Origin of the sequence: Flavobacterium sp. CF108, from assembly GCF_900129795.1 — a bacterium.
Classification (GTDB): Bacteria; Bacteroidota; Bacteroidia; order Flavobacteriales; family Flavobacteriaceae; genus Flavobacterium.
Map to the genome: position 1 here is coordinate 1 of NZ_FQWW01000008.1, position 11,427 is coordinate 11,427.

Sequence of the window (11,427 nt, forward strand, 5' to 3'; positions counted from 1 at the left end):
CCCTTCGACTTCGCTCAGGGTGACAAAATAATTGTGAATTATTAATTGTTAATTATTTTAGTGTCGATAAGTCTCGCATATTTTCCTGTGATTTTACCTTTTTCGTCTATGGTGAAAAAAGTCGGGGTTCCTATTATGGCGTAGGTTTGGAAGTTTGGGCCTGCGAAACCTTTATAGTCACATAACTGTTCTTTCCAAGGGAATTCGTGACTATGATCTCCGGCATTTTTGGTCATATCTGCGGCGACGCTTATGATTTCGTAACCTTTGTTTTTTACGATTTCGTAATTGCCTAATAACTGGTGAATTTCGTTTTCGCAGTTATTACAGCCCGATTCGTAAAAGAATAACAATGTTTTTTTATTGATTGTTTTTTTGCCTGCTGCAGTCTGCAAAGCGGGCGCCAAACTGCCAATTACAGGGGCATTAATTGCGTTTGTTAATTGTTTGGCTAGCTTTTCCAGCCTGCCAGATTTTGCAGTATACTGGCTTATAGCTGTTACCATTTCATCTTTTCCTTCTTTGGTAAGCTCGGCCACGATTTTTTCTGTAAAGGCGGTATAGATTTCATTGCTTTTGATGCGCGACAGGATTTGTTTGGTGTCTGCCAGTAAAACAGCATCGTCTTTAATTACCATTTGCTGTAAATTAACCCAGCCTTCTATGGTCTGGTTCCAGAAACCGCTGTTGTAAAGCACCTGCATATCGAGTTTTTCTTTTACAAAAAGGTTTAGTTCTTTTGCTTTTTCTTCTTCAGGCTGGTTGAAGCTGCTGCCTATACCCATTAAAAAACGGTATATTTCTATAAAGCGTGCGGCATATAAGGTGCTTTTTGCCGTTTCGTTTTGAAGCGCCGTAAACTGACCCTGCAGGTTTTCGTTTTCTTTTTGAAAAGCAGTGTGCAGGGGTTCTTCCTTTTTATATAAATTAAGACCATAGTTTACAAAACCGGCTTTGTCCAGAATTGCTTTTTGCTGCTGTATTTTTTGATTTAAAAAATCATTCTCCGGTGAGCCTGTGTATTTGGTGTTTTCAAAATTGGGCTGTTCTTCAAGGCAGGAAATTGAGAAATTTTCCTTGTTTACAATAAAATCCATACCGCCGCCATCTGTAAGGACAAAATGCGAAATACCCGCATACCCTTTTTTTGCCTGCGGAATAACCAATACGGCTTTACCAGCCGGATCAAGTTTACCCGTGGCAATTGTATCTTTTTTACTGCCTCTCTCTAACACATACACATATTGTTTTCCTCCATAGTGAGAAAAATTAACATTTATGGTTTGTGCTTGTACAGAAGTCATTACCCCAAAAACGGCAAGGCTTCTTAAAAGTATATTTTTCATGTTTTATTTATCTGTTTTACCAATTCATTGAAATTTTATAAAATACCGAAACGCCTTTCATTCTTGCCTAAGCAGGAAATGAAAAGCGCCACAGTCTTTTTGGCAATTTTATTGTTTACTTTATTGTTGAGCAATTATATATTAACACTCAAACATTTTAATTCTCCGAGATACAGCGTACACTTCCTGAAAAAAGAACACTACCATTGGGCAGAGCATATCCTGTAGCTCCTACGGCTGTTAAAAATAGTACCCCCAAATATTGAGGATTAGTCGTAGAATTAGTAATTGTAGAGGATACATAAGTATTATTCGAAAGATCCATAGAGTTGTAATATTGTCCTCCTTTTGGCAGCATTAAATTAGGACCAAACATTACTCCTTGTGCTCCCCTTGGGTTATTTGTTGCAGCTCCTACAAGCGTTTTTGGTGTGTTATATTTAGCTAACCCATCTAATTCATCATATATAGGCACACGATAACCTGGAGGGCATGGGTCTCCAGCAGCTTTTATAATCTTTGTACCTACAATTGTAGGAACCCAGGCCGTGTAATTAACGGCAGCTGTCATACTCGTAGTCCCAAATCTATATAAATTTCCTACGATTTCAACATCAGCTTCAAAAGGGTTTTTGCTTGTATTGGTAACCCCTAAGTTATAACACATAAATTCTCTCCATGTTCCTGGAGCTGTATATGCACCACAGCATGCACAGTCTTTGATTTGTGCTGTTAATTTTATTTTTACGTCTGAACCGCTTCCATCACCCTTATTGTTGTAAATTACGTATAAGTCTACAGAAAGCGCAGCTGCCCTATTTCTTCCGAATGCCATACCATTATTAGCACCTTCACTGGTACTGCTTAATAAACTATTATAGGTCATCGTAGCTTTAACTTCTCCAGAAACATTTAACTCCTGCGATTTATCAACATTTGAAGTAAATGATTTAACAATACCACTTGTAGATTCTACATATACAAAACGAACTTTACTTACGGCATTTCCTATAACTGTAAAAGTGTAAGTCTGTGTATTTACAGCGGCATCATTAAAATTAGACCTAGCTGCTGTACGAGAGTCTTTTGTACCGCATTCAGTATTAAAATTACTCTCAGCAATATCAAAGCAGGTTTTTCCGCTTAGAGTACCCGCACCATTGGGTATAATTTCAGGATTTTCCGACGCTTTAACCGTAAACACCTCTGAAGTTACTGCAACAGCACCGGTACAGCTGTTTGTAACTTTACAATAAAAATAATAATCGCCCGCATTTGGGATATCATATATCAATGAAGCTAAAGTTCCTGCCGGAGCTCCAATCTGCGTTCCGCCTGTGCTGCTCTTTGTTGTATTAAGAAACCATTGATATGCTGGATTTGCCCCTCCAGCTGTTACCGCTACAGCAACAGCTGCCTTTGATCCTGCTGTTGCATTTTGAACCAGACCAGACTGTGATGTAAGAGTAGGCACAGGGCAGTTATTGTTCATGGTAATCGTATGTTCTAAAACAGTAGATTTACCACAAATATTTTGTGCCTGTACTGTAACTTTTAACGGTGTACCTGTATCTCCGCTTGCCGGAAGCTCTATTAATGCGGTATCTCCCGAAGGAGTAATTTTAGCATTAGGATTATCTACTGTCCAGGTATAATCGGTCGCAGGACCGTATTGAATACCGGTCTGCAAGGTAACTTTTGTCCCGTAAATAGCTTCTGCAGGATTAGCTTTCCATGAAAGCACAGGCAAATCTGAAATTGTGTTCAATATTTTTTTAACTGCCGGAGCACTTATACAGCCTGCAGCATTTTTTATCGTGGCACTGTATTCTGAACCTGGTGTTGTAACTACAATATAGTCAGTAGTATCAGTCATTTTTTCACCGTCTTTATACCATGTATAAGTATAAGTTCCAGCTGCTTGAGGTTCGATTGTTAATCTTGTTTCACCGCCGCAAAGCGTTGTGCTGCCATTAATCGCTTTTATTACGGGAGTACTGTTCTGGGTTACATTTGCCTCTAATACACTTTGCTCTGCCGCACATTTAGCACCACTGTTATCTGCAGCAACCATGCGAAGTGACATTGTACTTTGAGAACCTGGCACTATATAAGGATTAACTGATATTACATCATTGCCATTATACCACGTATAAGTAATGCCGTTTTGTTTATTGGCAATACTTAAATCTAAACTACCGCCGGCACAGAATGCTGTAAAAGTATTTAAAGGTACGCCGTTTACTAATACATCACCGGCAGAAAGCGGTACCTGTCCTGATGCTTCGCTTTTAGTTACCTGAATACTGTTTGAAGGCTTAGAATAACAGCTTCCGTCTTTTACAGCTGCAAACCATTCCCCCACACTGCTGTCTCCGCTTATTTTTACTGATGTCCCAGATTTCTCTTCCTTACCGTTATGAAACCAAACCACGCTTCCTGTAGTTCCGGATGCTGAAAGTGTAATCTCGTTTCCACCACAAAGAACACCGTTATTTCCAGCAGTTGCTGTAAGAGTAACCGGTGTTACAGAACCAGATTCTGTAATAGTACGTTTATTTGATGCACTGGTATTACAGCCAACAGCTCCCATCGAGATATTGTATTCTCCTTTTTGAGTTGCAATAATATAAGATGCACCGTTACTGCCCTGAATTGGAGCACCATTACGGGTCCAGATTAATTTATCAAGATTAGCCGTATTAGCCGGAACTGATAAATATACAGCACCGCCTGCGCATAAAGCCAGTGATGTATTAGAAGGTGATATTGCAGGTACTGTATACGGCATAGAGCTGCAGTCTACCCCTTTTTGAGAGAATAAAAACTCTTTGTATAAACTGGTACAAGTACTGGTAACACGTACCAAAACGGTATGAATGTTTACCGTTTCATTTTGATAAAAGTTTATTTTAAAACTTCCGTTAACATTATCAACATCAGTTAATGCTGCATATTCTGAACCGGCCATAATAGCAATGTTAAATGGTCCGTTAGGACAGTCCGGATCTGTGACATCAAATTTTTGACCGCAGCCTGTACCGTCTGGAGCTACATCTACACAAGGTTTCGGACTGATCGTTGTCTGGGATGTTCCATCACATAAACTTACCCAGCGTGCGGCGTTCCAATACTCTACACAGCCGGTAGTTTTGTTATAAATAGTAAGTCCGTTTCCTTTGTCAGTAGTTTTTACTGCAAATGCATCACGTTCTGCAGTTGTCATTTGAGGCAGTCGAAGTCCGCCTTTGTTAAGCAGTTCGAGTACTGAGAAAGCCTCGGGTTCTTTTTTGCCCCCAATGGTCATTTGGGCCTGCATGTTTACCGAAAATAATATGGCCAGAAGGAGAAGCCACATACAAAATAGATTTTTCTTCATTTTTTAATTTATTTATTTTTTAAAATAGCATGTCCATTACCACTGCTTAAAAGCAGCAGGTTAAAACGCATGCGTTATGAATACCAGTAATGATACTCGTCTATATTGTGGTATTTGTGTATTGTTTTGTAAAAAGAAGCACTATTGATTCTTATCAATATGTTTTTTTTATGATGAAGTTTTTTTGTGTTTTTTTTGCCGCTCCCAACAGCTGTTGGGATAAAGGGTTAAAAAAATTAAAAGTTAAAAATTAAAAATCTGCTTGATCTGCTGCCCGAGCGATAGCGAACAGGCGAAGCAAATCTGCGTAAAAAATAGTAACACATCGAAACATAGGTTTTATAATGTTAAAAAAAATGTAAGCCAAGAATAATCCTTTATCCCAACAGCTGTCGGGAACGGCATATTTTTACATTCTAATTTTCAGAAATTAATTCGTAAAAATCGTGCAATTGCATTGCCTGTTCACTATCGCTCTGGTAATGGCAAACTGAACCAATTTTGTGTAATCTTTTAAAACGTTAAGGATTTTAGCTATTATTTTGTGCAGTTCTTTTTAACAGGCATTTTGATGTTTTATCAGCTTTCGTTATTCATGGTTTTTTGAATAAGGATCATGACTGTATCTTTATTTGCTTTTTCCATTATAAGATAATCTTTTTTTATACTTTCTGGTGTGATTCCCTGCACAGAGCCACTGATACTCTGGCGTATATAATATTTAGACACACCATATTTAATAAACAGTGCTTCCAGTATATTAGAATCATAGGATTTATAGATTTTTGTTTTACTTTTACCCATCGTTTAATTTGTACCAAATTTTAGAGACAAATGTAGGTGATAATTTTCAACAAACAAAACTTTTTCGGGATAATTTCTTACTTTATGAATACTATTTTAGAAAACATAAGACATTTAGCTATAAATGAAGGAGTTACTATATCCAGATTAGAAAAAATAATTGGAGCTAGTAAGGGCGTTTTATCCCGTGCCATGAACAATGACAGTGATATACAGGCTAAATGGGTTTTAAAGATTGTAGAAAATTATCCCAATTACAGCTGTGAATGGCTGCTAAAAAATGAAGGCCCCATGATAAAGGAAAGAAATGATGAAAATTTTCAACCAATTTTCACTAACGATGAGGACGAAAAAAGCTATAAAATACTAGCCGAATCAAGAAAAGAAACGATTGAAAGCCTGCAAAAAGTAATTTCTCTCTTAGAAAAGCAGGTTTTAGATAACGAAAAGAAATAATTTACTGCATTTATTTGTGGAGTTTTTCGTGTCCTTTGACTTCGCTCAGGAAGACAAGATTGTGTCTCTTCGCAATCTTGTCATCTCGACGAAGGAGACTCGAGCGATAGCGAACAGGCGAAGCAGATCTCCGCAAGCAGCTCGACAAAGATTGAGCAAACACATATTTTTAACGCAAAGAGCCCCGACAGGTTTCTAAAACATGTCGGGGCTGACTTGTATTGTGGAGTTACTTTGCGTTTCCTTCGACTTCGCTCAGGATGACAAACTGGGCGTCTCTTCAATAATAGCTTTTGTTATGTATCCTGAGGAACGAAGGATCATACTTGCTGATCGAAAAAGATTGGCGAATCTCTTTGCGGAAATACTTTGTAGAGTTTATTGTGTGGCCCTTCGTTCCTCAGGATGACAAGATTATAGAAAAAAAACATCAAAGAAACTGAAAAAATTACATACAAAAAAAGGCAGTTCAATAAGAACCACCTTTTATTTCGCCTTTAATTAAAATTTTATTAAACACCGAAACGCCCTTCATTCCTGCTATAAGCAGAAAATGAAAGGCGAAACAGTATTTTATAAATAATCTTAAAAATTAAAACTCACTTTGTCTTAAAACATACGCTCTAGGTGAAGTTCCTTTATTTGTAATAGTTATAGCTGAACCACTCTTTTTAATCTCAAAATTAAATGAATCTCCTCCAGTACCATCAGCACATCCGCCTACTCCAGCAACAGTAAGACTTAAATTAGTGCCTGCCAAATCCACACCAGAGGAGCTATACGGTTTTCCTGCAGCAGCACCCCCTGTAAATACCAGAACACTACCTGTAGAGGTAAAAGTAGAAAAAGCCGCATAACAACCATTCTGTGCCTGAACCACAAAAAGCGAAACATCTGGCGAAATAGTTAAATTAATTGTTTCAGATGCTCCCGCCGCAATAACATTAGTAGCGTATGATGCTCTTGATGGTGGTGGTGACATAGCTTTTCTTACCACACCATCTGCACCTACTACTAAACTTACATCTGTACTAGTTGTACTAGTAATCAACCCTTCTAATTTAATAGGATCGACTGTTGCTTTTACATGAAGTTTAGCTACTGGCGTATTGGTACCAATACCTAAATTACCAGTTGCTCCAAGACGCATTACCTCTGCTTCTGTAGTTCCTGCACCGCTATAATTTGACCATGAAAACTGACCTGGAGACTCTCCTTTAAAACCAGTTACGTTTTTTAGGACATAAGTCGCAGCATGCTCAATACGTGCACCATCTGCACTATTTAAGAACTGCAGCTTACCACCATCAGATTTATTAAAATTAACCACATTATACCCCATCGTAAGTGCCTGTGTAGCAGTATGATTTCCTAAGTTATCGCCTGGAACCCCTAAAGAAGCAGGAGATTTCCAAACCACATTACCACTTACATCTGCCGCTACGGCAACTGAACCTGCAGCTGGTCCTGCTCCGTCTGTACCTAACCCAATGGCCAGGTTATTTACCCATGTTCTTCTGGTAGCTTCACTTATCGTTAAATCATTTCCTGATTTTGAGTTGTTATAGATTCCTAACGCTCCATTATTTTTAAAGATGCCATAAGCATTGGTATTTGCCGCAATCTGATCAGCAAAATAAGCAACGTTAATATTGTTAATGATATTTTTATTCATGTTAAGCGTAGTCGTTGCAGTATGGTTTCCTAAGTTATCGCCTATCGTAGAAGCATTTACCCAATTAGGTGCAGCACCACTACCTTTAGAAATCAATACCTGACCATCAGTTCCTGAGTTTCCTGCTGTTGATGCAGTACCTCCTACTTTAAAATCTTTATTTAACGTCATATCTCCTACTATATGCAATTTTGATATTGGGGTACTACCTCCTGTACCAATACCAACATTACTTGTTGCTTCATCAATAGAAACTGCATTTCCCCCTTGTTTTGAATTATAGATACTAAATATACCATTGCTTTTGTACAAACCAAAATAATTTGTATTTGTAGTTGTTCTGTCTAAAACTTGAAGTTCATTTTTTATATATCCATTATAAATATTTTTAATGCTTTTATTAGTCATATCAAGATCCTGAGTCGCAGTATGATTTCCTAAGTCATCCCCTTTTGCTGCAATAGTTGCAGGATCTGTCCATGTTAGGTTACCTGAAGCATCAGAAACAGCTACTTTACCAGCTCCAGCTCCAGTTGTAATCTGAGCTGCAGGTGTTGTTGTTTTTGTAGTAGCAGTAATATTTGCTCCTGTAACTGTACCGCTTGCTGTTACGTTTGCAGCTCCAGTAATGTTTTTAGAACTCATTACTAAATCCTGAGTCGCAGTGTGGTTTCCTAAGTTATCGCCAGCTCCTAACGCTGAAGCAGATTTCCAAATAACATTACCACTTCCATCTGCCGATACTGCTACTAAACCAGCTGCAGGAATACCTCCATCTGTTCCTCTATAAATAGATAAATTGTTTACTCCTGTTTTTCTGGTTGCCTCATCAATTATAAAATCAGTACCATTTTTTAAGCCATTCCAAACACCAAGCCCTCCATTTGATTTATAAAGAGTAAATATATTTTCGTTACTTGCATCTCTATCTTTAAATACTGCACCATGAATATTTGAAATATCATTATTTGCCATGTTAAGCGTAGTCGTTGCAGTATGGTTTCCTAAGTTATCGCCTTTTGCTGCAATAGTTGCAGGATCTGTCCATGTCAGGTTACCTGAAGCATCAGAAACGGCTACTTTACCAAGACCAGCACCTGTAGTAATCTGCGCTGCAGGCGTTGTTGTTTTTGTTGTAGCCGTAATATTTGCTCCAGTTACTGTACCGCTTGCTGTTACGTTTGCTGCACCTGTAATGTTTTTAGAACTCATTACTAAATCCTGAGTTGCGGTGTGGTTTCCTAAATTATCACCAGTAACTGCTAAAGATGAAGCAGGTTTCCATACCACATTACCACTTGCATCTGCCGCTACTGCAATTGAACCAGCAGCTGGTGCTGCTCCGTCAGTACCTAACCCAATTGTCAGGTTATTTACCCATGTTCTTCTGGTAGTTTCATTTATCATTAAATCATTTCCTGATTTTGCATTATTATAGATTCCTAGTACTCCACTGTCTTTATAAATACCGTAAGCGTTCGTATTTGCTGGAACCTGATCAATAAAATACGCTTTGCTTATATTGCTAATGATATTTTTATTCATATTAAGCGTAGTCGTTGCAGTATGGTTTCCTAAGTCATCACCTTTTGCCGCAATAGTTGCAGGATCTGTCCATGTTACATTACCTGAAGCATCAGAAACCGCTACTTTACCAAGACCTGCACCTGTAGTAATTTGTGCTGCAGGCGTTGTTGTTTTTGTTGTAGCCGTAATATTTGCTCCTGTTACTGTACCGCTTGCCGTTACGTTTGCTGCACCTGTAATGTTTTTAGAACTCATTACTAAATCCTGAGTTGCGGTGTGGTTTCCTAAATTATCACCGCCAAATTGAGCTCTCGTTACCCATTTTAATACTCCATTAGCATCGGCAACCAAAACGTTATCTGTACTGGCACCTGTTTGTAATCCTTGTATCGTTAAGGTATTAGCCGCAGTAGTCGTTAATGTGGTAGGTTTTAAAAGGGCACCGCCTAATTGCACTTTTCCACTAGCAGCGGTTAATCCGTTTTCGGCCGCAATAAGTGCATTAACTGATGTATCATCACATAAACTTACCCAGCGTGTTTTGTTCCAATACTCTACACAACCTGTAGTTTTATTGTAAATAGTAAGACCAGAACCTTTGTCATTACCTTGTACTGCAAATGCATCACGCTCTGCAGTAGTCATTTGAGGCAGACGAAGCCCTCCTTTATTTAATAGCTCAAGCACTGAGAATGCTTCAGGTTCTTTTTTGCCCCCAATGGTCATTTGAGCATGCATGTTTACTGAAAATAATATAGCAAGAGGTACAAGCCATATACATAATAGATTTTTCTTCATTATCTAATTTTTTAATTGTTTTAAAAATTGAAACGTTTTAACCAGTATTAATCAGAAATTAAAAAATAAAACTCCCTTAATTATTGTTTTTACTATCTATTTGGTCATGTTTATTCAAAAATTGAAACCAGTACGCCAAAAAAATAGAGTTGGTTAAAACTCCTTAATGAATATCTTATAAATGCATAATTACACAGATGATATTCAAATTATTAAAAAAGCAGCATGCGTTCACTTATTCTATAAATAGTACTACAATATGCTTTTTGAAAAACTTATTTTTTATAGTTGTTTATATTATCCACACAAAGGGCCTTGCGACCCTTTGCATGGAATTTTAAATTTATAGAGATGAAATTACATACCAGTTTGTACCATCTGATTGCAAACTAATTTTTAGTGTACCTCCAGTCAATCCAGAATAGAATGGTGATAAAATTTCGTTTTTACTCACTTTATCTGAATATTTAACAGGAACATCAAACTTAACTGTTACATCATTACCTGCCGCATCAGTTACATCATTTTGGTTGATCACTAAAATTCTACCTTTATTGCTTGCAGCACCTGGTAAAGTGATTGTAATATCACCAGATAATCCAGAAGCAATTACAGTATAATCATCAGCTGCCACAGTATAATTACTATTAATAACTTTAATATTCATTACATTGTTAGCTTTAGGATCTTTCCATTGTACTACTTTAGTTGTACCATCAGTATCTAAAACTGTAGTTAACACCTGACCTTCTTTAGTTGCAGGAACTATCTCAACACTAGATGCTACTAGTACTGCATTTGTACCATTATTAACTTTCACTATATCAGTTTGTGGTGCAGTAAGATTCTTTGGATTAACTACTCCTGCTGGTCCTTGTGCACCAGTTGCTCCAACTAAACCTTGAATACCTTGGTCTCCTTTTGCTCCTGTAGCTCCTACTGCTCCGGCTAAACCTTGAATACCTTGAATACCTTGGTCTCCTTTTGCTCCAGTAGCTCCAACTAAACCTTGGATACCTTGGTCTCCTTTTGCTCCTGTAGCTCCTACTGCCCCGGCTAAACCTTGAATACCTTGGTCTCCTTTTGCTCCAGTAGCTCCTACTGCTCCGGCTAAACCTTGAATACCTTGGTCTCCTTTTGCTCCTGTAGCTCCTACTGCTCCGGCTAAACCTTGAATACCTTGGTCTCCTTTTGCTCCTGTAGCTCCTTTTAATCCGTCTAACTGCTCTTGTGTGAACTTGTCAAATGTGAAGGCTGCTCCTGTTGCTCCCGTTGCTCCTTTTAATCCGTCTAACTGCTCTTGTGTGAACTTGTCAAATGTGAAGGCTGCTCCTGTTGCTCCCGTTGCTCCTTTTAATCCGTCTAACTGTTCTTGTGTGAACTTGTCAAATGTAAATGACGCTCCTGTTGCTCCAGTTGCCCCTTTTAATCCGTCTAACTGC

General features: G+C 38.1%; 5 protein-coding genes and 1 pseudogene. 1 reads left to right on the forward strand and 5 read right to left on the reverse strand.

All coding sequences use genetic code 11. The features are described from left to right. Positions 1-41 precede the first annotated feature (41 nt). The 3 genes from BUE10_RS19740 to BUE10_RS24055 form a co-directional block, all read right to left on the reverse strand. On the reverse strand, positions 42-1,346 hold the full coding sequence (locus BUE10_RS19740) for a peroxiredoxin family protein (RefSeq protein WP_073488037.1): 1,305 nt from the start codon (positions 1,344-1,346) through the stop codon (positions 42-44). A 157-nt stretch (positions 1,347-1,503) separates the two neighbouring features. After that, positions 1,504-4,725 (reverse strand): hypothetical protein, encoded by a 3,222-nt coding sequence (locus BUE10_RS19745; RefSeq protein ID WP_143055982.1) that lies wholly within the window; start codon positions 4,723-4,725, stop codon positions 1,504-1,506. Between the two features lie 579 nt (positions 4,726-5,304). After that, on the reverse strand, positions 5,305-5,529 hold the full coding sequence (locus tag BUE10_RS24055; RefSeq protein WP_073488043.1) for a hypothetical protein: 225 nt from the start codon (positions 5,527-5,529) through the stop codon (positions 5,305-5,307). 84 nt (positions 5,530-5,613) lie between these two features. Between BUE10_RS24055 and BUE10_RS19755 the strand changes: the two genes are divergently transcribed. Then, entirely contained in the window at positions 5,614-5,985 is a 372-nt protein-coding gene (locus BUE10_RS19755; protein ID WP_073488046.1) for a hypothetical protein, read from the forward strand. A 592-nt stretch (positions 5,986-6,577) separates the two neighbouring features. Here BUE10_RS19755 and BUE10_RS19760 read toward each other — a convergent pair. Further along, positions 6,578-9,985 carry a beta strand repeat-containing protein gene (locus BUE10_RS19760; protein ID WP_143187750.1) on the reverse strand — a complete coding sequence of 1,136 codons (3,408 nt, stop codon included), beginning with the start codon at positions 9,983-9,985 and terminating at the stop codon, positions 6,578-6,580. Between the two features lie 343 nt (positions 9,986-10,328). After that, positions 10,329-11,427 (reverse strand): annotated as a pseudogene (locus BUE10_RS19765) (collagen-like protein); the annotation flags it as partial.

Coding starts and splice junctions, on each gene's coding strand:
- BUE10_RS19745 (WP_143055982.1), bottom strand. CDS start 4,725: ATGAAGAAAAATCTATTTTGTATGTGGCTTCTCCTTCTGGCCATATTA.
- BUE10_RS24055 (WP_073488043.1), bottom strand. CDS start 5,529: ATGGGTAAAAGTAAAACAAAAATCTATAAATCCTATGATTCTAATATA.
- BUE10_RS19760 (WP_143187750.1), bottom strand. CDS start 9,985: ATGAAGAAAAATCTATTATGTATATGGCTTGTACCTCTTGCTATATTA.
- BUE10_RS19740 (WP_073488037.1), bottom strand. CDS start 1,346: ATGAAAAATATACTTTTAAGAAGCCTTGCCGTTTTTGGGGTAATGACT.
- BUE10_RS19755 (WP_073488046.1), top strand. CDS start 5,614: ATGAATACTATTTTAGAAAACATAAGACATTTAGCTATAAATGAAGGA.